Genomic DNA, 19,434 nt, shown 5'->3' on the forward strand with positions numbered 1-19,434 from the left:
AAGCCCGAGTATGCCGCAAGCGTCGGCCGTTGCGAATCGCCCAGGCGCCCAGTGGTCGTCTCGAACACAGGAAGGCCGCCTTGCGGCGGCCTGTGTCGGCAGATCCTGCTTTTTTATTGGCGGGCATTACTTCAATTGGTATAGACCGGGCCGACGCCCAGCCCCCAGACGATCACCGTGAACGCCATGATGGCCACCAGCACCACCAGGCCGACCGCGAGTACCGAACTGGAAAACAGAAAACCTTCGTCCTGGGGAATGTTCATGAACGTTGGCAGGCCTACATACAACAGGTAGACGGTGTAGCAGATTGCCGCCGTGCCGACGATCATTCCCAGCCACATGTGCGGGTAGAGCGCCGCCAGGCCGCCGATGAACAGCGGTGTCGCGGTGTAGGTGGCGAACGCGACGCAACGGGCCAGGCTCGGATTGGCGTCGTAGGTGCGGGCCATCCAGTGGATAAAGGCACCCATTACCGCCACGCCGCCCAACATGGCCAGGTACGACATGATGGTCATCCACAGCGCGCTTTCCTGCGTGAGCATGACCGGTGGACGATTGCCGATGACCCATCCCACCTGTGTGGTGCCGATGAACGCCGATACCGCGGGAATGGCCGCCAGGATCAGTGTGTGGGTAAGGTACATATGGCTGATGCTTTCCTCCTGATCGCCACGGATGTCTTTCCATTCTTGATCAGGGTGGGTAAAGAGCCCCACGACATGATGGATCATAGTCAGTCACTCCTTTGTTATTGCCATCGCCCCCCAACGGAGCGCCTACACGGGCCAAGGTGGCCAAGTAAGTAAAGGTCTGAAATATGTGTGCGACCTTATGTCGCAGTATAGAAAGGAGTTACTCCGAGGGGGATGGGGGGCTTAGAGCAAATCGCGCTGTAACGGAACGGGTTAATCGCGCCTTGATCTGTGGGCACAACCCTGTTGGCGGACAAATCCCCTGTGGCGATGCCACAGCCGGGTTTTTTGCGTAAAATGCCGGCCTTTCGTCACACCTCACGGATTTCGCGTCATGGGCACTCTTACGGTCAACCAGAACAAACTGCAAAAGCGCCTGCGCCGCCAGGCCGGTGAGGCGGTCGCCGATTTCAACATGATCGAGGACGGCGACAAGGTCATGGTCTGCCTGTCCGGCGGCAAGGACAGCTACACCTTGCTCGATGTGCTGATGCACTTGCAGAAGGTTGCGCCCATCAAGTTCGACATCGTCGCGGTGAACATGGACCAGAAGCAGCCCGGCTTCCCCGAGCATGTGCTGCCGGCCTACCTCGAGTCGCTGGGCGTGGAATACCACATCGTCGAGAAAGACACCTATTCGGTGGTCAAGGAACTGATTCCCGAAGGCAAGACCACCTGTTCGCTGTGCTCGCGCCTGCGGCGCGGAACGCTCTACACCTTCGCCGACGAGATCGGTGCGACCAAGATGGCCCTGGGTCACCATCGCGACGACATCGTCGAGACGTTCTTCCTGAACATGTTCTACAACGGTTCGCTCAAGGCCATGCCACCCAAGCTGCGGGCCGACGACGGGCGCAACGTGGTGATCCGCCCGCTGGCCTATTGCAGCGAGAAAGACATCCAGGCCTATTCGGATTTCAAGCAGTTCCCGATCATCCCCTGCAACCTGTGCGGCTCCCAGGAAAACCTGCAACGCCAGGTGGTCAAGGAGATGCTCCAGGAGTGGGAGCGCAAGACCCCGGGCCGTACCGAGAGCATTTTCCGTGGCCTGCAGAACGTCATCCCGTCGCAACTGGCGGACCGCAACCTGTTCGACTTCACCAACCTGCGCATCGACGAAAACGCCACGCCGCGGTTCGTCAACGTGGTGAACCTCTGACGGCGCCAACCGCTCTATTCACGGCGCCAGTGGCTATAAGGGCCACTGGCGCCGTTTTCATTTCCGACCCCAGGAGAGGGCATGCGCGATTACAAGTGGCTGCACGAGTATTGTCTGAACCGCTTCGGTTCGGCGGCTGAACTGGAAGCCCACCTGCCGGTTCCCAAGACCCCGGCGCAACTGCGCAAGATCGGCGACGACCGCTACCTCTCGACCATGGCGCTGCGGGTGTTCCGCGCCGGGCTCAAGCACAGCCTGGTGGATGCCAAGTGGCCGGCGTTCGAAGAGGTGTTCTTCAAGTTCGACCCGGAGAAAGTCGTGCTGATGAGCGCCGAGCACCTGGAGCGCTTGATGCAGGACGCGCGGATCATCCGCCACCTGGGCAAGCTCAAGAGCGTGCCGCGCAACGCGCAACTGATATTGGACGTGGCCCATGAAAAGGGCAGCTTTGGCGCACTGGTGGCCGACTGGCCGGTGACCGACATCGTCGGCCTGTGGACCTACCTGAAAAAGCACGGCCATCAACTGGGTGGCCTGTCGGCGCCGCGCTTCTTGCGGATGATGGGCAAGGACACCTTCGTGCCCAGTTATGACGTGGTGGCCGCGCTCAATGCCCAGGACATCATCGACAAAGTCCCCACCAGCCAGCGGGACCTGGCGACGGTGCAGAATGCCTTCAACCAGTGGCATGAAGAGAGCGGGGGAAGGCCCATGAGCCAGATATCGATGATGCTGGCGTATACCGTGAATCATTGAGACCGCGTTGCGGCCATCGCGAGCAAGCTCGCTCCCACAGGGCTCGATGGCACCCTGTGGGAGCGAGCTTGCTCGCGATAGCGATGTATCAGGCGACGGAAATCTCGCCTTCCCCTGCCAACCGCCGGTTCAACTGGAACCGCCAGCGCACATACAGCAGGGCCGAGCAGAACACCGCCACGCTCGCCGCCATTTCCAGCACGCCGAACCATTGCCGGTTCGGGTCATAGGCCGCCAGTGCGCCTTTGATGAAATACAGGTTCACCACGAAGCACATCCACGAATGCCCGCGGGCGCTGCCGCTGAGCATGCCGGGCGCGAGTATCAGCAGCGGCACCAGTTCGATCAGCAGAATCACCCAGGGCCGCGCGCCGTGCAGGTCGGCGATCAGCAGGTAGTAGGCGCTGAGCAACCCCACGAGGCCGAAAAAGCACAGCAGGCTGAGGACGCGAGCCAGGCGTACGCGCGGTTCGAGCCATTGGATGGGCGGCAGGATCTTCGGCTTCTTAGCCACGGCCGTTCTCCAGCAGCAGGGCGGTTTTCGCCAGGCGCAAACCCAAGGCGCGGCACAGGGCGACTTCATGTTCGTTCAAGCCGCTTTTACCGTCGGCCCCGGCATGATGGCTCGGACCGTAGGGCGTGCCGCCGCCCTGGGTGTCGATCAGGGCCGATTCGCTGTAGGGCAGGCCGGTGATCAGCATGCCGTGGTGCAACAGCGGCAGCATCATCGACAGCAGGGTGGTTTCCTGGCCGCCGTGCAGGCTCGCGGTGGAGGTGAACACCCCGGCCGGTTTGCCCACCAGCGCGCCGGTCAGCCACAGGTTGCTGGTGCCGTCGAGAAAGTACTTGAGTGGCGCAGCCATGTTGCCGAACCGAGTCGGGCTGCCCAAGGCCAGGCCGGCACAATGTTTCAGGTCATCGAGGCTGGCGTAGAGCGGGCCTTGCTCAGGGATGTCCGGGGCAACCGCTTCGCACTCGGCGGAAATCGCCGGCACCGTACGCAACCTGGCTTCCAGCCCGGCCTGTTCGACACCCCGGGCGATTTGCCGGGCCATCTCGTTGGTGGAGCCGCTGCGGCTGTAATACAGCACCAGGATGTACGGCGTGGTCACGGCAGGATCTCCAGAATCTTCTCCGGCGGCCGGCCGATCACGGCCTTTTCACCGGCTTCCAGAATCGGCCGTTCCATGAGTTTCGGGTGGGCGGCGATGGCCGCGATCAACTGGGCCTGGCTCAGGCTTTCGTCGGCCAGGTTCAGCGCTTTGTATTCATCCTCGCCGGTGCGCAGCAATTGCCGGGCGGTGATGCCCAGCTTGCCCAGCAGGCGTTCCAGTTGCGCGGCGTCGAGCGGGGTTTCCAGGTAGCGGACCACGGTGGGCGTCAGGCCGCGGGCCTCCAGCAGTTCCAGCGCACCGCGGGATTTCGAGCAGCGCGGGTTGTGATAAAGCGTCAGATCGGTCATGAGCGGGTCGCATCTTGCGTAAGGTGGCGGCTATTCTACTGTGCCGCGAAGTCCCTAGCACCTTAGAGAGGCGACGGGTCGCAGCAGCGTTCACATTCAGACAAGGATTGGCACATGACAAGGCGATTGATGGCGGCACTGACATTCATGGGTATCCTGTTGCTCGCCGGTTGCGGAAACGACTACGGAGTGGACCAGAACGGCCAGGCCATCGACTCGCAGCGGCTGGACAAGCAATGGCTGGTGCTCAACTACTGGGCGGAATGGTGTGCGCCGTGCCGCACCGAAATCCCGGAATTCAATGCCTTGGCCGAACAGCTCAAGGGGCGCAACGTCGGTGTGTTCGGGGTCAACTTCGACCAGGTGCAAGGCGAAGAACTCAAGAGCGCCAGCGACAAGATGGGGATTCGCTTCACGGTGCTGGCCCGGGATCCGGCGGAGATCTTCGACCTGCCTCGCAGTGAAGGCTTGCCGGTGACTTACATCATCGATAACCGGGGCAAGGTGCGCGAGCAGTTGCTGGGGGAGCAGACGGCGGCGGGGGTAATGGCCAAGCTTGAGGCGTTGCAGGCGTTCAAATAGCCCCCCTGAACTGATCGTTCCCACGCTCCGCGTGGGAATGCAGCCCAGGACGCTCTGCGTCCCCAAAGCGGAACGCGGAGCGTCCCCCGAGGCATTCCCACGCGGAGCATGGGAACGATCAAGTGGCAGCGGAACTCAGCCTTCTTCCAGCCACCACCGCAGCGGCTTGCCCTGGGCCGGCCAGAAGCGCAGTTGGTCGATGGGCGAGATGTCCCAGCGTTCGACCTTCTCCAGGGCCTGCAAGAAGCGCGTCTCCTGCTCCATCAGCGCCGGGGCGCAGAGCTTGCGGGTGCTGCCGATCTTGCCGAAGCTCAGACGATGGCCTTCCAGGGTGTAGGGCGCGAACCAGTGGTTGCAGCCACCGTTGCCGTAGGCCCGACCGTCATCCCCAAGGGTGATGGTCAGGTGGCTGTAGTCCATCAATGGCCGTTCGCCGATCCATTCGAGGATATAGCTGCGGTTGTGTTGCAACTGCACAGGTTCCGCGGCACACCCCATCAGGCTCATGCCGATCGACGCGGACAGGGCCAAACGTTTCATCAGGCGGCTTCCTGGCATGTCGGGCACAGGTGTTTTTCACCCACGGTGGTCCAGCCCAGCTCGGCGATCCGTGCGCTGGCGGCCGGTTTCTCGGCCTTGACGCCGAGTTTGGCATCGACGGCGAATTCGAAGCTCAGAGCCTTGGCGCAACCGTCGCAGTTGACCTGCCAGGTATGGATCGCCAGTTCGCCGAACACCGGACCGGTGGTCATGGCCGTCCATTGGCCCATGGGTTTGAGTAGGTGCCGCACGGTGTCCACGGTCAGGCGCATGGACAAATCCTTGCTGCCCTTGAGCGTGACGAGCAGTACATCGTTGGCCTGGATCGAACCGCCATTGCCGGTGACCTGGTAGCGGCCCGGCGCCAGGGCGCGGACTTCGGTCAGGGTGTGCTGCGGGTTCATCAGGGTGTAGCGAAAATCGTGTTCGGCCATGGGTCCTCCAAATAGGCGCGACATGCTAGCACGGGGCATGGCTTGGGATGGTCAACCACGAATCTTGCCGACGAAACTCCACCTCCTGTGGGAGCGAGCTTGCTCGCGATGGCGGCAAATCAGTCAGTATTGATGTTGACTGACAGACCGCTATCGCGAGCAAGCTCGCTCCCACAGGGGGTGTGTTGGTTCAGGTTTAGCGGTCCACCAAGTTTTTCGGCGTGCCGGCCGCCCAGGCCGCGATATTATCCAGGGTGGTCATGGCAATCGCCGCCAAGGCTTCATGGGTGAGGAAGGCCTGGTGGGCGGTGATCACCACGTTGGGGAAGGTCAGCAGGCGTGCCAGCACATCGTCTTGCAAGGGCTGGTCGGAGCGGTCCTTGAAGAACAGTTCGGCCTCTTCTTCATAGACATCCAACCCCAAATAGCCCAGTTGACCGCTCTTCAGCGCCTCGATCAGGGCTGGTGTATCCACCAGGCCACCGCGTCCGGTGTTGATCAACATGGCGCCGCGTTGCATCGACGCCAGGGATTGGGCGTTGATCAGGTGGCGGCTCTGTTCGTTCAACGGGCAGTGCAGGCTGATGATCTGCGCTTGCGCCAGCAGTTCATCCAAGGGCAGGTAGCGCGCGCCCAAGGCTTGCACCTGAGGATTGGGGTACGGGTCGTAAGCCAGTAGCTGACAGCCGAAACCGGCCATGATCCGCGCGAACGTCGCGCCGATTTGCCCGGTGCCGATCACCCCGACGGTCTTGCCCACCAGGTCGAACCCGGTCAACCCATGGAGGCTGAAATTGCCGTCCCGGGTGCGGTTGTAGGCGCGGTGCAGGCAGCGATTGAGGGCCATGATCAACGCCACGGCATGTTCGGCCACGGCGTGGGGCGAGTAGGCCGGTACCCGGACGATGCTCAAGCCCAGGCGCTTGGCGGCGGGCAGGTCGACATGGTTGTAGCCGGCCGAGCGCAGGGCGATCAGCCGCGTGCCGCCCGCGGCCAGCCGTTCCAGCACCGGGGCGCTCAGGTCATCGTTGATGAACGCGCAGACCACTTCATGCCGTTCGGCCAGGGCCACGGTGTCCAGGTTCAGGCGGGCGGGCTGGAACTGCAGTTCGAGGCCGGCGGGCACCGGGGCCTGGATGAAACTGTCACGGTCGTAGGTCTGGCTGCTGAAAAGAATCGCGCGCATGGTGGCCTCCTGGCAGAAAAAACAGTCGGGTTAGGAGCATGGATTTTCAGCGATTCCGGTTTCCAGGGTATTGCCCTGGATCAGGCGCTGATACGCGCCTCGCTGGCCAGGCGATTGATCGCACGCTCCAGGTCTTCCAGGGCCGCAGCGGCTTTCGGGTCCTGTTGCTTGAGCAGGGTTTCGCTGCGCTGGCAGGCCGCTCGCAATTGCGGTACGCCGCAGTAGCGGGTGGCGCCGTGCAGGCGGTGGACCCGTTCGATCAGGGCGTTGTGATCGTTGGCCTCGCTGGCCTGGCGGATCGCTTCGCGGTCGGCTTCCAGGGATGCGAGCAGCATCGCCAGCATGTCCGCTGCCAGATCGGCCTTGCCAGCGGCCAGGCGCAAGCCTTCTTCATGATCGAGCACCAGCAGTTCGCTACCACCCTGGGCATCGCTGTTGCGCTCCGGCGACTGGTTGCGCAGGGCCAGGCCGGTCCATTTGAGCACCACCTGGGCCAGTTGCCGTTCGCTGATGGGCTTGGTCAGGTAGTCGTCCATGCCGCTTTGCAGCAGGGCGCGTTTTTCGTTGGCCATGGCGTGGGCGGTGAGGGCGACGATGGGCAGCGGCGTGCAGTGCCGCTCGCTTTCCCACTGGCGGATCGCCTCAGTACTCTGGCGACCGTCCATGCCGGGCATCTGCACGTCCATCAACACCAGGTCGAAGGTTTCCTTCTGCACGGCCTTGACCGCCGCGTAGCCGCTTTCCACCGCCAGCACCTTGGCGCCCATGTCTTCGAGCAGGGTCTGCACCAGCAGCAGGTTGGCCGGGTTGTCGTCCACGCACAGCACTTTCGGGGCACGGCTGGAAACCGGCTCACTGGGTTCGCTGCGGGGCGGGCGCGGGTTGACCAGGTCGGACAGCGCGCGGCGCAACTTGCGGGTGCAAGCCGGCTTGGCCTGCAACTGACTGTGGGGGTTGGGCACCGAGAGGTGGTACAGGGTCTGTTCGGTGGTGGGGCACAGCACGAGCACTTTGCAGCCCAAGTGCTCGAGGTCCCAGATGTGCTGGTTGAGGCGCTCCGGCGGCATGTCGTTGCTGGTGATGCCCAGCACGGCCAGATCGATCGCCTGGTCGGTCTGGTGGGCGACGGTGATGCCGTTGGTCAGGCTCTCCAGGGTATTGAACGGCGTCACTTGCAGGCCGCAGTCTTCGAGCTGGTGCTGCAAGGCTTGGCGGGCCAGTTCGTGGTTTTCCAGCACCGCTACGCGCCGGCCCAGCAACGGCGGGCCCGGCAGGTCTTCGGCATCGTCACGGGTCTTGGGCAGGCGCAGGCTGATCCAGAACTCCGAGCCTTCGCCCGGTGTGCTGTCGACGCCGATCTCGCCGCCCATCTGCTCCACCAGGCGCTTGGAGATCACCAGGCCCAGGCCGGTGCCCCCCGGTTGCCGGGACAGTGAGTTGTCGGCCTGGCTGAATGCCTGGAACAGCGCCCGCACGTCCTGGTTGGACAGGCCGATACCGGTGTCCTGGATGCTGATGCGCAACTGCACGCTGTCTTCGTGCTAGTCTTCGAGCATGGCCCGGGCGACGATGGTGCCCTCGCGGGTGAACTTGATCGCGTTGCTCACCAGGTTGGTGAGGATCTGCTTGAGGCGCAGCGGATCGCCCACCAGCGACAGCGGTGTGTCCCGGTAGACCAGGCTCACCAGTTCCAACTGCTTGGCATGGGCGGCCGGGGCGAGGATGGTCAGGGTGTCTTGCAGCAGGTCCCGCAGGTTGAACGGAATGCTGTCGAGCACCAGCTTGCCAGCCTCGATCTTCGAAAAGTCGAGGATCTCATTGATGATCCCCAGCAGGCTGTCGGCGGATTTCTCGATGGTGCCCAGGTAATCGAGCTGGCGCGGGGTCAGTTCGCTTTTTTGCAACAGGTGGGTAAAGCCGAGGATGCCGTTGAGCGGTGTGCGGATTTCGTGGCTCATGTTCGCCAGGAACTCGGACTTGATCCGGCTCGCTTCCAGGGCTTCCTTGCGGGCCAGGTCCAGCTCGATGTTCTGGATCTCGATGGTTTCCAGGTTCTGGCGCACGTCTTCGGTGGCCTGGTCGATGCTGTGCTGCAATTCTTCCTGGGCGTTCTGCAGGGTACTGGCCATGCGATTGATGCCCGAGGCCAATTCATCCAGCTCCTGGCTGCCCAACGGTGGCAGGCGGGTTTCCAGGTGACCGTCCTTGAGTTGCGCCACGGCTTGCTTGATCTGGCTCAGCGGGCGGTTGATCGTGCGGCCCATGCGCAGGGCCAGCAACGCGGTCAGGCACAGGCCGGCGGCGATCAGCAGCAGGCTGGCGAACAGACTGCGATAGCCGCGCAGCAACATGCCGCTGTGGGACAACTCCAGCTCGACCCAGCCCAGCAGGCGGTCGGCTTCTTCGGGAATCAGTTCGCCCGCCAGGTTGCGGTGCTTGCCAAATACCGGCAGCAGGTAGCGCGTGGCGTCGTTGCCGGTGCGTTGCAGCAGCTGTGCACTGTTGCCCTCCGGGGCCCGGTTGAGCATGGTCGGGCCGGCGTGGGCCAACGGCGCGCGGTCGGGGGCGAGGAAAGTCACGGCGCGTACGTCCGTTTGCTCCAGGGACTGGGTGGCGATGCGCTCCAGCAGATCGGTGTCCTGGCGGCTCATGGCCGGGGCGACCAGCGGGGCCAGTTGCTCGGCGATCATCTCGCCACGTTGCAGCAACTGGGCGTGCAGGTCCGATTGCTGCATCCAGGTGAAATAACCGCCCAGGACCAGCGCCATCAGGCTGGTCGGCAACAGGGTCAGCAACAGCACGCGGCCTTTGATTCCCAGTTTCTTGAGCACACTTGTCTCCTGCATCCAGCGGTCTGATTGAGCTGTGCGCGCATCCGGCACGCAATACCTGCGCAGTGTAGCGATTTGCGGGCGGGTGATCTTCGTAAATTCATGTCTGTCGTGCATCCCTCCGGCCGGGGCTGGTCGTGCGCGACCTGCAATCCCGCCGATAGACCTGTGTCAGGGGGAGGACGGCTGTGGGTGCAGAGTGGCAGGAAGGGGGGGGCGGTTGAACTTTAGGTGGGTGGCTCAGGAGCACGAAAAGATGCACAGCCATGCTGTGGATACTTCGGCTCCTGCGCAGGTGCGTTCCTCATTGCCTCATTGAAAGCGATCAGGCGATCTGTCGTTGCTTTCCAGTCTGCGATCCTGCGGTAGGCGTTGATGAACCAGCTTAGGTTTTCACTTAAGTTTCCAAAAGCCGAATTAATCTGCATTAATTCGCCAAAGGTTATATGGCCTGCAAAGAAACGTGGTGCAGCCAATAAGCTGCTAAGGATCAAGGCGAGTTGACCGTACGTTTCGGTGAACAATGATAGGCGCATCTTTGTTCTTATTATTTTGCGCATGTTGGTCAGGCAGGCTTCAAGTCTTTGATTAATTCTGCTTTTTTTAGGTTCATATGTCAGGCGTGAGGGGGAGGTTCTGAATTTCTCCCGGAGTCTAATTAGGAGGTAGCGTAGATCGGCTTCTAATCGTTGTTGATCGTTGCTTAAGGAAATTAATTTGAAACCGATCTTTTGACTGATAAGAGTCCCGATGAGCGCATAGATAATGGCAGCTAGGAACATGTAGCAAGGTATTGTGAGTCCCATGAGTACAGCATCACCGGATGCGCTGATTAATACTATGCTGAAGGATATTATGCTGGCAAAGGTAAAGGTTAGCCCGCAAGCCAGGTCGATGGTTTCAAAGGTGAATTTATTAATGTCCTCTGCTATACGTTGGTCTGGATTATCTACCGCGTTTCCAGTTTGATCGGCTTGGGCAGGATTTAATGTCCAAAGGAGAAGGTAATGATTGGTTAACCATCTTCGCCATCTCAAAGCCAGAATGTCAACCAGATAGCTATCAAGACCGACCTGAAGACAGAAAAAATGACGATTCCAATGAATGTTAATATTAGTAGGTGAAATTTTTTTATGTCGCCTTCCTGTATTGCGTCGTAGAAGTACCTATACCATTCATTGATGATCAACGCTGTAGCAACGGCCAGAAGTGATAAAAATATAAGCGCTGCCGCTGTAGTCCATGCAAATACTCGTTCCTCATTCTGCCAATACGGTAACAAAATGGAAAAAGTATTCTTGATGAAGCTTTCGTGGCGTTGCAAAGGTTTGGAGTCTAAAGGGGCACGGTCCATGCTAATCTCATTATGAGGTTCCTTGTTTGTGATTTGCTGTGCTGGGTTAGCGTAATCTCCAAAAGCCAAGCAGTCCGAGGTTTTCAGAAAGTCTTAGTCGTGTGTTATGCCAAGTAATCAAAGCGTTGATATGTTGATCTTCAGCACCTGCGTAGGTATTTAAAGCATTCAATAATTCAATCATGCTACCGACCCCGGATCGATAGCGACCTTGTACTACCTCAAGGGATTGCTGTGACTGTGTGATCAATTTATTGGTATGGTCCAGTCGCTGAAATTCAGTGCCTAGGGTTTGATAGTTTTCCCAGAGCTCAAGCGATAATCTCTGTTGTTCCTCCAAAAGCTCCTCTTTGTTTGCCTCAAGGAGGGCAAGATCGCTACGTATTTGATACTTTCGGCTGAAGCCGTCGAACAGAGGAATGTTTAATTGCAAGCCAACAGCTCTATCCCGATCGCGCCTGTCACCGTTAAGCATTTGGGATTGATCAATTCGGGTATGGGAAATATCCGCCGTTAGTGAAAGGGTCGGTTTTCCAGCTGCGCGACTCTCATCGAGCTTCGCCTCAGTGGCTTTGATCCTGGCTCTAACGGCTATCAAGGCGGGGTGATCTTGTTGGGCTTGTTGAAATAGCTCGTCAATTGTCTTGATGAATCGCGCATTTGGTAACGAGGTCAGATTACCCTCCAATTCGAATGGCGTCTCAGGCGAGAATCCCATGCGCAGCGCAAGCATCCCGGTGGCATTGCGGAGCGCTCCCTTATCGCGAATCTGATTCAGACTGGCTTGGGAATAGGCTGCTTTCGCTTGCAATAAATCAGAAAGCGCTGCGGCTCCAGATCGATATCTGGCTTCTGCTGCATCGAGATTTTCGGCTGCAAACGACGTAACTTTTGATGAAATGATCAAGCTGCGCTGAGCGGCGAGGGCTCCATAATAAAGCTCTGCTGCGGAAGCGAAAGATTTTTGCAGTATGGCGTCTTGATTGGCGTTAGCAGCCACTAAGAGTTGCATGGATCTTCGTAGCTCAGCTTCCCTCAGCCCAAAATCGAACAGTACCCAGCTGAAATGCAATCTATTGGAAATCTGCCGTTGGTTTCCTTCGCTGGAAAGGTCACTGCGTTGCTCATAATCGGTAACCGTCCGCCCCGTAGACATGCCGGTGCTGCCGGTGAGCTTCGGAAAATATGAAGAACGACTGACGCCGACTTGAGCTGATCGTGCTTTTGCATGAGCCCAGGCCGAGCGTGTTTTCGGGTCGTTGCAAAGTATTCGTTCTATGGTCTCCTGTAGAGACAATTTTGTTGGACGACTTCCAAAGGCGCACGGCTGATCTGTATAGGAGCTTGTCTCTGAAAAGACTGATGTCACGTGATTAGGTGCAATAAGCTCAGCACCTGTAACTGATAACGTTATGCCCCCGAAAAATATGGAAAGTGCACAGGCGGAATAGCCCCTCATTTAATCGAATCCATATTCGCGTGGCAGGGCGACGGTTTTAATCTACCAGATTCCAATATGAAAACCCGGTCCGCCGACACGATTGTCTCAGGGCGATGCGCGACAATTACTCGAGTTATCTGGAGTGAACGGATGGAATTATTGACCAATTGCTCACATTGCAAGTCAAGATGGCTGGTGGCTTCATCAAGGAATAAAATTCTAGCTCTTTTATAAAGCGCACGAGCCAAGAGTACGCGTTGTTTCTGTCCGCCCGAGAGCACCGTCCCCATGTCCCCAACCAATGTGCCGTATCCCATAGGCATCGATTGGATACTATTATGAATCGCGGCCATTTCTGCACATCGCATTATCCAGGACATGTCAGCATTCTGTTCGAAAAAAGAAATATTCTCCGCCAGTGACCCGGCAAACAAGACATCATCCTGCATCACCGTGCCAACCATGTCACGGAGCGTACTCACGCCCATGTCTTTTACTTCAACTCCGCCAATTTTTATTTGCCCTTCGTTGGGAGCGAGAATCCCTAGCATTAGGTTGATCAACGTACTTTTTCCGGCGCCTGATGCTCCGGTGATCGCTATCGACTCTCCCTCGGCTATCGATAAATTCAATTTATCAATAATGTAAGGCTCTTGGTCGGAGTAGCGGTACATCAAGTCTCTTATTTCAATATTTGCGCTGCGTTTGTGGAGAACGGCTAAATCAGTTTCTCCGTGGCTATTTTCCGGCGGCTGAAGAACAATATCGGCTAAGCGCTCACCGTGGAGCTGGAGCATATGCAATTCAAAAAAATGGTCTATCAGGTTTGATACCCTATTGACGAATTGTGTCTTATAGGCGGTGAAGGCCATTAATACACCAACACTGAAATGTCCACTCATTACCATTCCAGCGCCAAGCCATACCGGCAACAGATTTTCAATGCCGAAAAGTAAACCGTTCAGTTGTGTGTAAAGAAGTTGCATTTTTTGGGATCGAATATCTGCATTGATTTGCTGAATTAACAAGCCTAACCACGTGGAGCGTCGTTCATCGGGGCGCCGGAAGAGTTTGATCGCCCGAACACCTCTGACGGTTTCCAAAAAGTGGCTCTCCTGACGCGCAGCGTGGATTATCTGTTCTTCCGTTGCCCGGCGGAAAGGGGCGTACCAGACGCAGCGGCCTAATATATAAAGTGCCAAGGTAATGACGGAAATGGAAGCCAACGTAGGACTGTACATGAACATCAGTGCTAACGTAGCAATACTCATAAGGCCATCAAGAACACTGGAGAAAAATGCAGCGGTAAGTGTCTGTTGGATATGGTTAACTGCGCCAAAACGCGATACGACATCCGCCAGGTGGCGTCTTTCAAAAAAATGAATGGGCAATCTCAATAAATGGGTGAATACATTGGCGCGCCATTGCACGCTAATCATTGTGTTCATGTGGATCAATACCCATGCGCGAATGGCCGCTACCCCCTGTTGCATAAGCATTAATAACCCAAAACCTAATACAAGTGTTTTCAGTAATTCGTTATCTTCACTGACAAGCACATTATCGATCGTCCACTGGAGAAGAAACGGGCTGACAAGAGAAAATATTTCCAGCGCGAACGCCAGTAAAAGTACTTGGAATAGCGATCGATACAGCCCTGTCGTTTTTCCAAGCATCTTGGAAAGTCTGATGCTAGGCTTTTTTGTTTTTTCTTCAAAATCAAATTCTGGCCATAATTCCAGAGCTATTCCGGTAAAAAAATTATTGGCCTCGGTAAATGATATGTGCCGAATGCCCTGGGCTGGATCATGTAGCACAAGGTGACTTTTGCGTACGGACTTCAAGACTACGAAGTGATTGAAGTTCCAGTGCAGAATGCAGGGTAGTTTAAGTTGTATAAGGTCTCTCATGTCGAGCCTGATGGCGCGTGTCCCGAGTTTTAATTGGTCCGCTATTTGAATTATCTGCTTTAATGTCATGCCTTTTAATGAGGTTTGGAATCTATTTCGAAGTTCATACAGGTTTGATCGATGTCCATGATAGCCAAGTATCATTGCTAAACAGGCCAGGCCGCATTCAGTGGCTTCGGTTTGCAGCAATAATGGAAGCCGGCGTCTCCACTGAAGCGCGACTACATTCATATAATTTATCTGCATGGGGCCTAGAACCTGCCCGTTAGGCTATAAAGAGGCTCTAATACCCATTCATAAAGATGACGAGTCTCTTGCATTATGTCCGCTTCAAGTAACATGCCCGTTTGCAATGGCCGTTGTTCGCCATACGCCAGAACATGCTGTTGGACCAGATCGATGCGTATTCGATAATAGCGTTCGCCGTCCAGACCAACGCCGGGTATTTCTCCGACGGCGTTTGCAAGCTCCCCGGCAGAAACCGAGGCCTTGGAGATGGATTTGACTGTACCGTTGTGCTGCCCGAATTTTTGATAGGGATAGCTTTGATAGCGAATACGTACTTCATCGCCGACCCGGATGAAACCGATGGATTTACTTGGAGAATAAAGTTCGGCCTGCAATAGCGAGTTGGTTGGAACGATGCTTAAAAGCGGTCTAGTGGTGTCTGTGGTCTGTCCGGGCTCCGCAAAAATGGCAGTCACGACACCTGCTTGAGGAGCCTTGATAATCAATATTCGCCGCGCCTCACTCTCAATGAACTCTCGATCAATTTCCGATAGCGTTCTATGCACGATGGCGAGTTGATTTTCATGTCGAGAGGATAGGCCAGAAAGCTCGTTGCGGCGCTCGGTTATCTGTTGTCGCAGCGCGGAGCGGTCACGTTCAAGGGTATTTAATTTCTGTCGATGATTGAGTAGCTCTGCCTGGCGCTGCTGTAGCTGATCCATGGCTATATATCCCTTTTCCATTAATCCCGAATAGCGACTGGTGGCATTTAAAGCCAAGGCAACCAGCTGTTTTTGACTGGAAATTTGTCCGGCTAGAATATCCAACTCATTCTCTAGGCTGCTTAAGTGGCTGGTAAGGCTTTTTCTTTCATCAGCTTGCAGTGTTTTTATTTTTTTGAGCTCGTCAATCAAGGACAGTTTCCTTTCCTTGAGGTTATTACTGATGCTTTCCTGAATCGGATCGGAATTTTCGCCATAGTGCTCACTGGATAATGTGAGCAAGTGCGCGCCCGCGTTAACGTATTGCCCCTCATGGATAAAGCTTTCAAGCACTCGTCCTTGCTGTGGTGCATAAACTTTAATCTGTCCCGAGGAGGGCAGTAACTGCCCAGCTATGGTGCTTCGCTTGGTATAGCTCCCCCATATGAAAAAAATAATCACGATTGACGCGAGGAGTGTGGCGAAGGCTGTGAGGAAGGTGAACGAGAGTGGGCGAATCAGCACGATGCTGCCTAACCATTGCACCTGCTGGGCTTCTAGAGCTTCTGTTCTGAATAGCGATGTGTCTTGGGTCAATGTGAGCATTCCTTGCTGACAATAATTGCATTCCGGAGCCCTTTGGGAAGGCATGCCGCATCGCGGCGAGGCAGGGAAGATCCCATGGATACCCGTTTGGGTCATCCCTACATGTGTAGGGTACAAATCATCGAATTTCGTCGTTATCGTTGATTCATGTGTGCTGTTTGGAATGGCGTTGTTTGGGTGTTTTAAAAGTTTCGCAGCGAGGACGAAAGTATGGCCGAAAATGTTCTGAAAAAGCTAAAGCTTAGTGAGCAGCTGTCAGGGGATCCTTTCAAGATCTTTATTTTGGTTGAAAAAAATATAGTGTTCTCCTTACTGATAGCTGTGACATTTATTTTTATGGAAAAGTTTTCATTGAGAAATGGCTTTTCAGGTTGGGAGGCTGTGGGCGGAACCATTGGATACTTGGCGGTAACTGCCAAAAAAATGTACTGTGATGAGGCGTTTTCTGAATTAAGAGTGAGAGCTGATATACAGCCAGGCTTGTTGCGGGAGGCAATGCTATCCATAGGTTATTCAGAGAAGTATGATGGTGTGTATCTATCGAATGGTAGGAATGCCAGCTTTTTTTTTGATTGCAAATCCGAAGTTGTCACCTGCGCCATCCAAAGGGATGGGGCAATTTTCACAGGGCCATACGACCGATTGGTGAAATTATCACGTGCTATACAGTGAACGTTTCTAATAGTGGCTTAGTATCTGCAGGCGATACTGCAATGGTCGTCATAGAATAGCTCCCCATTCTTTGGATTAAATGGCCGTTATTGTGATGGCCTCCAGCGTATGTTTATGAATGGTGCGTTTTTAGATGTTTAATGGCTTTCGCCGTATTTCCTAACGAAAGTCAGTGCTCTAAATTGTCCCTTAGTTTCAGTCTAGTTCGGTGCTGCCTAACCACCTAACGCGCTGGGCTCCTTACAAACTGTTGCCTCAACGTTAGCTTTCATGCTGATTTGCATTTCTGAGCCCTTGGGCAAGGCATGCCGCATCGCGGCGAGGCAGTAGAGATTCCCATAGATCTCCTTTTAAGTCACCCCTACAAGTGTAGGGTACAAATCGTCGAATCTGGTCGCTATCGTTGAACCTTATGAGCTGTTCGGAACGGCGAAGGTTGAACAAGCTATGAAAAAACTATCGGATCTGCATGAGGTCTTCGTGAGTTTTAATGCGGAGAAAATTGAAGGCACTTCTATTGTTTTCTTTAATAAAGACTTGAAGATTAATCTGGCTGAGGAAGAGATTCTTTCTAAGTACAGTTATATCGTGGGGGGAAGAGGTATTGCTGGAGCAGAAAGAAATGAAAAAATTTTCTATGCTGAGAGGTATGGCGGAGATGGGATTTATAAAAACGGAGGCGGGGGGCGCTGTGGTTTTGACGGGGTATATCAACTAAAAGGAATCGGGCCTAATGAATTAGTTGGCCATGATTCCGATGAGGCGCATGGAAACGGTTTCTTATCTGTTGATGCAGCAATCTATGAATCGATATGGGCGGAAATAATAAACATAGCTCTTCCATACGGAGCGGTGAGGACTATAGCTGTTATCGATGCAGGATGTAAATTTAGTCAAGAAGGACAAACGTATTCACGTGCTCTACTAGTCAGAGAGCCAACTGTACGTCCCGCACATTTTATGAGAGCCATTTACTTTAAAGAGAAATTTACCGGTTCATTATCTAGTGATGCAAGGCGCGTACAAGCCGCTGTGCAGAAGCTTGTCGATTTTCTTCCTATCTGTTCATGTGAGCTTTCCACATTATCTGATCGTATACGTATACGTATAGGTTTAATCGAGCTGGCGAGACGTTATGCTCGACAATTTTCAGCTGCAAGGGCGAAGAAAATTATTCACTACAATGTTAGCGCCTCAAATATTTCTCTGAATGGCGCATGGATGGATCTAAGCGGGGCAAGAGTTTTTTCAAATTTAATTGGATGTGACAAGCTAGATTTATCTGAGTTTTTGACAGAGTATGAGCCGGCCCTGAGAAGTCTTTATGATATCTGCCATTACTTAAAGAAGTATGAAGTTATCGATGTTGAATTTCAGGGTGATATATTTCAGTCTGCAATTAATGAGTTTTGGGGTGAATACCAGAAGTGTTTGCGTTTTTATAATGCCGTACAGGTGGGGTTTCCTGGTTTTTTTCTGACTAAGGTAGCGGGTAGTCGTGTGTTTTTAGAGTTTTCATCTTGTCTCCAGCGACTATTAGATCTAGGTTGCTATGAGTTGGTTGATCGGACGCAAGAGCTAGGATGGAAAGGTTATGAGTATGAAATGGCTCATGTATATATTCATGCGCTTAAGATGAAAATATTTAATGGTGCGTTGGATGCGTTTTTTGCATCTGGTACAAATGTATCATTAGTAAATGAATTTTTTTGCGTGTACGGGAGGCTTTTTGATCTTGTTGTTGAGTGTGCTGAAAGGGAGGGCATAGATCGCAAATGTTTCACAGTCGCGATGGCAATTAATGTTACTAGGTTAAATAGACGGCCTTATATGATTTCAGGTCTGAAAGAATGTTTGTCAAAAATCGAAAGGTGCGTTGGGCTAGGTGGTGACCCACCGTTCAACAGTTTTGAAAGAGCCGTGAAGCACTGGTCAACCCTTGTTTTTAGCTGTGGCGCTGATTTGAAAATTCCCTTTTGGGTTGGCGAAAAGATGAGGGTTTTTTACGATATTGCTTCTGGTGTATTTGTGGTTAAAAGATGTGAGGGCGACATATTTATAAAGTCTCTATGTAAGCTCTGGGATGAGATAGAGGTAGGTGATGTGATGTCTTTTTATAAAAATGTATGGAGTATTCTGAATGAAGAGTTTTGATGTGTTTGTTGCTCCACGATGTTGCAAGTTTGAAGGCAAAGCTAAGAAAATTGGATATGCTTGTCTGATAGCGTTCATGTGTAATCGGTATTCTCTGTATCAGATAATAACGTTAGGGCTTTGGGTAGTGCCCGCTATTGATCATGATCAAATTATTTTTTTCTTCGATAAAACCAGTACTCCACTAGGATATGTGAGCTGGGCGTATTTGGCTCCGGATAGTGAAGCGCGCTTGCTGCATGACACTGATTTTTTATTGCATGCCAGTGAGTGGAATGAGGGAGGTAATGCCTGGATAATAGATTTTTGTTTTCCTAAGGGGGGCGTAAAAGAAGCTGTGATATGGTTAAAAAATTTCTTTCGCAAAGAGGGAGTTGATAAAGTTCATTGGGTGCGGCGAAATAAGGACTATGCGGTTAAGCAGACTTTCATTTATAGGTTTTGACGATTTTTCTTCACTAGGTTGTATCGGAAGGCAATCGATTGTTCACGATATTTTTATGGGTAATTATCAAGAAAGGAGGTGGTAGCAATGCGGCCATTAACAGTAGCGGAGATTAATCTTATTTCTGGCGGTGTAGGTCCTGTTGGAGGAGTTGTAGGGGCAGTAGCAGGAGGAATTATTGGGGCATATGGCGGCGCTGTAGGTGCGATGGCTACGGCGGCGGCGGATGGATCAACTTCCACACATAGTGGTAGAAATAGCATTATTGCTGGTGCTCT

General features: G+C 54.3%; 18 protein-coding genes and 1 pseudogene. 6 read left to right on the top strand and 13 right to left on the bottom strand.

All coding sequences use genetic code 11. From position 1 onward, the window contains the following. Nucleotides 1–131: 131 nt before the first annotated feature. Nucleotides 132–734: a Yip1 family protein gene (locus BM321_RS17225; RefSeq protein ID WP_092204005.1), complete on the bottom strand. Its 603-nt coding sequence runs from the start codon at nucleotides 732–734 to the stop codon at nucleotides 132–134. Nucleotides 735–1,029: 295 nt separating this feature from the next. Between BM321_RS17225 and ttcA the strand changes: the two genes are divergently transcribed. Continuing rightward, on the top strand, nucleotides 1,030–1,854 hold the full coding sequence (ttcA, locus tag BM321_RS17230; RefSeq protein ID WP_003204698.1) for a tRNA 2-thiocytidine(32) synthetase TtcA: 825 nt from the start codon (nucleotides 1,030–1,032) through the stop codon (nucleotides 1,852–1,854). 81 nt (nucleotides 1,855–1,935) lie between these two features. Next, on the top strand, nucleotides 1,936–2,610 hold the full coding sequence (locus tag BM321_RS17235) for a DNA-3-methyladenine glycosylase I (RefSeq protein ID WP_092330484.1): 675 nt from the start codon (nucleotides 1,936–1,938) through the stop codon (nucleotides 2,608–2,610). Nucleotides 2,611–2,698: 88 nt separating this feature from the next. On the opposite strand, the gene BM321_RS17240 is transcribed toward BM321_RS17235, so the two are convergent. From BM321_RS17240 to arsC, 3 genes are read right to left on the bottom strand one after another with little or no spacing between them, the layout of a single operon-like run. After that, the gene (locus BM321_RS17240) at nucleotides 2,699–3,124 is read right to left on the bottom strand and encodes a DUF2069 domain-containing protein (RefSeq protein ID WP_092443579.1); all 426 of its coding nucleotides are present in this window, start codon (nucleotides 3,122–3,124) and stop codon (nucleotides 2,699–2,701) included. Further along, nucleotides 3,117–3,722 (bottom strand): NAD(P)H:quinone oxidoreductase, encoded by a 606-nt coding sequence (wrbA, locus tag BM321_RS17245; RefSeq protein WP_092443580.1) that lies wholly within the window; start codon nucleotides 3,720–3,722, stop codon nucleotides 3,117–3,119. The genes BM321_RS17240 and wrbA overlap by 8 nt, the downstream gene beginning before the upstream one ends. Continuing rightward, nucleotides 3,719–4,072 carry an arsenate reductase (glutaredoxin) gene (arsC, locus tag BM321_RS17250; protein ID WP_092330479.1) on the bottom strand — a complete coding sequence of 118 codons (354 nt, stop codon included), beginning with the start codon at nucleotides 4,070–4,072 and terminating at the stop codon, nucleotides 3,719–3,721. The genes wrbA and arsC overlap by 4 nt, the downstream gene beginning before the upstream one ends. Nucleotides 4,073–4,186: 114 nt before the next feature. On the opposite strand from arsC, the gene BM321_RS17255 reads away from it, so the two are divergent. Continuing rightward, the gene (locus BM321_RS17255; RefSeq protein ID WP_060741056.1) at nucleotides 4,187–4,654 is read left to right on the top strand and encodes a TlpA disulfide reductase family protein; all 468 of its coding nucleotides are present in this window, start codon (nucleotides 4,187–4,189) and stop codon (nucleotides 4,652–4,654) included. Between the two features lie 135 nt (nucleotides 4,655–4,789). Here the strand turns inward: BM321_RS17255 and BM321_RS17260 are convergent, their stop codons facing one another. The 9 genes and pseudogenes from BM321_RS17260 to BM321_RS17300 form a co-directional block, all read right to left on the bottom strand. Then, nucleotides 4,790–5,194: an META domain-containing protein gene (locus tag BM321_RS17260; protein ID WP_092204015.1), complete on the bottom strand. Its 405-nt coding sequence runs from the start codon at nucleotides 5,192–5,194 to the stop codon at nucleotides 4,790–4,792. Further along, complete coding sequence (locus tag BM321_RS17265; protein WP_092257718.1) at nucleotides 5,194–5,628, bottom strand: hypothetical protein; 435 nt, start codon at nucleotides 5,626–5,628, stop codon at nucleotides 5,194–5,196. The genes BM321_RS17260 and BM321_RS17265 overlap by 1 nt, the downstream gene beginning before the upstream one ends. Before the next feature lie 196 nt (nucleotides 5,629–5,824). Continuing rightward, nucleotides 5,825–6,814: a 2-hydroxyacid dehydrogenase gene (locus tag BM321_RS17270; protein WP_092443582.1), complete on the bottom strand. Its 990-nt coding sequence runs from the start codon at nucleotides 6,812–6,814 to the stop codon at nucleotides 5,825–5,827. A gap of 80 nt (nucleotides 6,815–6,894) precedes the next feature. Further along, a pseudogene (locus tag BM321_RS17275) lies at nucleotides 6,895–9,645 on the bottom strand (response regulator). 227 nt (nucleotides 9,646–9,872) lie between these two features. Beyond that, complete coding sequence (locus BM321_RS17280; RefSeq protein WP_175534944.1) at nucleotides 9,873–10,682, bottom strand: SbmA/BacA-like family transporter; 810 nt, start codon at nucleotides 10,680–10,682, stop codon at nucleotides 9,873–9,875. Continuing rightward, nucleotides 10,679–10,999 carry an SbmA/BacA-like family transporter gene (locus BM321_RS17285; RefSeq protein WP_092443584.1) on the bottom strand — a complete coding sequence of 107 codons (321 nt, stop codon included), beginning with the start codon at nucleotides 10,997–10,999 and terminating at the stop codon, nucleotides 10,679–10,681. The genes BM321_RS17280 and BM321_RS17285 overlap by 4 nt, the downstream gene beginning before the upstream one ends. Before the next feature lie 46 nt (nucleotides 11,000–11,045). Then, complete coding sequence (locus BM321_RS17290; protein WP_092443586.1) at nucleotides 11,046–12,458, bottom strand: TolC family protein; 1,413 nt, start codon at nucleotides 12,456–12,458, stop codon at nucleotides 11,046–11,048. Continuing rightward, a complete protein-coding gene (locus BM321_RS17295) occupies nucleotides 12,455–14,596 on the bottom strand; it encodes a peptidase domain-containing ABC transporter (RefSeq protein ID WP_371856632.1) in 2,142 nt (713 codons plus the stop codon). The genes BM321_RS17290 and BM321_RS17295 overlap by 4 nt, the downstream gene beginning before the upstream one ends. Before the next feature lie 5 nt (nucleotides 14,597–14,601). Beyond that, nucleotides 14,602–15,876: an HlyD family secretion protein gene (locus BM321_RS17300; protein WP_256573445.1), complete on the bottom strand. Its 1,275-nt coding sequence runs from the start codon at nucleotides 15,874–15,876 to the stop codon at nucleotides 14,602–14,604. A gap of 219 nt (nucleotides 15,877–16,095) precedes the next feature. On the opposite strand from BM321_RS17300, the gene BM321_RS17305 reads away from it, so the two are divergent. The 3 genes from BM321_RS17305 to BM321_RS17310 all read left to right on the top strand — a co-directional run bounded on the left by BM321_RS17305 (nucleotide 16,096) and on the right by BM321_RS17310 (nucleotide 19,156). Beyond that, nucleotides 16,096–16,557, top strand: a complete 462-nt coding sequence (locus tag BM321_RS17305; protein ID WP_092443590.1) for a hypothetical protein — start codon at nucleotides 16,096–16,098, stop codon at nucleotides 16,555–16,557. Nucleotides 16,558–17,004: 447 nt separating this feature from the next. Then, a complete protein-coding gene (locus BM321_RS29965; RefSeq protein WP_139230508.1) occupies nucleotides 17,005–18,711 on the top strand; it encodes a hypothetical protein in 1,707 nt (568 codons plus the stop codon). Continuing rightward, nucleotides 18,698–19,156, top strand: a complete 459-nt coding sequence (locus tag BM321_RS17310; protein WP_092443592.1) for a toxin-activating lysine-acyltransferase — start codon at nucleotides 18,698–18,700, stop codon at nucleotides 19,154–19,156. The genes BM321_RS29965 and BM321_RS17310 overlap by 14 nt, the downstream gene beginning before the upstream one ends. Nucleotides 19,157–19,434 lie beyond the last annotated feature (278 nt).

This window comes from Pseudomonas sp. NFIX10, from assembly GCF_900111955.1.
In the GTDB taxonomy this organism is placed as follows: domain Bacteria; phylum Pseudomonadota; class Gammaproteobacteria; order Pseudomonadales; family Pseudomonadaceae; genus Aquipseudomonas; species Aquipseudomonas fluorescens_AA.

Coding starts and splice junctions, on each gene's coding strand:
- BM321_RS17255 (WP_060741056.1), top strand. CDS start 4,187: ATGACAAGGCGATTGATGGCGGCACTGACATTCATGGGTATCCTGTTG.
- ttcA (WP_003204698.1), top strand. CDS start 1,030: ATGGGCACTCTTACGGTCAACCAGAACAAACTGCAAAAGCGCCTGCGC.
- BM321_RS17265 (WP_092257718.1), bottom strand. CDS start 5,628: ATGGCCGAACACGATTTTCGCTACACCCTGATGAACCCGCAGCACACC.
- BM321_RS17290 (WP_092443586.1), bottom strand. CDS start 12,458: ATGAGGGGCTATTCCGCCTGTGCACTTTCCATATTTTTCGGGGGCATA.
- BM321_RS17305 (WP_092443590.1), top strand. CDS start 16,096: ATGGCCGAAAATGTTCTGAAAAAGCTAAAGCTTAGTGAGCAGCTGTCA.
- BM321_RS17295 (WP_371856632.1), bottom strand. CDS start 14,596: ATGCAGATAAATTATATGAATGTAGTCGCGCTTCAGTGGAGACGCCGG.
- BM321_RS17260 (WP_092204015.1), bottom strand. CDS start 5,194: ATGAAACGTTTGGCCCTGTCCGCGTCGATCGGCATGAGCCTGATGGGG.
- BM321_RS17225 (WP_092204005.1), bottom strand. CDS start 734: ATGATCCATCATGTCGTGGGGCTCTTTACCCACCCTGATCAAGAATGG.
- BM321_RS29965 (WP_139230508.1), top strand. CDS start 17,005: ATGAAAAAACTATCGGATCTGCATGAGGTCTTCGTGAGTTTTAATGCG.
- BM321_RS17285 (WP_092443584.1), bottom strand. CDS start 10,999: ATGGACCGTGCCCCTTTAGACTCCAAACCTTTGCAACGCCACGAAAGC.
- BM321_RS17235 (WP_092330484.1), top strand. CDS start 1,936: ATGCGCGATTACAAGTGGCTGCACGAGTATTGTCTGAACCGCTTCGGT.
- BM321_RS17270 (WP_092443582.1), bottom strand. CDS start 6,814: ATGCGCGCGATTCTTTTCAGCAGCCAGACCTACGACCGTGACAGTTTC.
- BM321_RS17310 (WP_092443592.1), top strand. CDS start 18,698: ATGAAGAGTTTTGATGTGTTTGTTGCTCCACGATGTTGCAAGTTTGAA.
- arsC (WP_092330479.1), bottom strand. CDS start 4,072: ATGACCGATCTGACGCTTTATCACAACCCGCGCTGCTCGAAATCCCGC.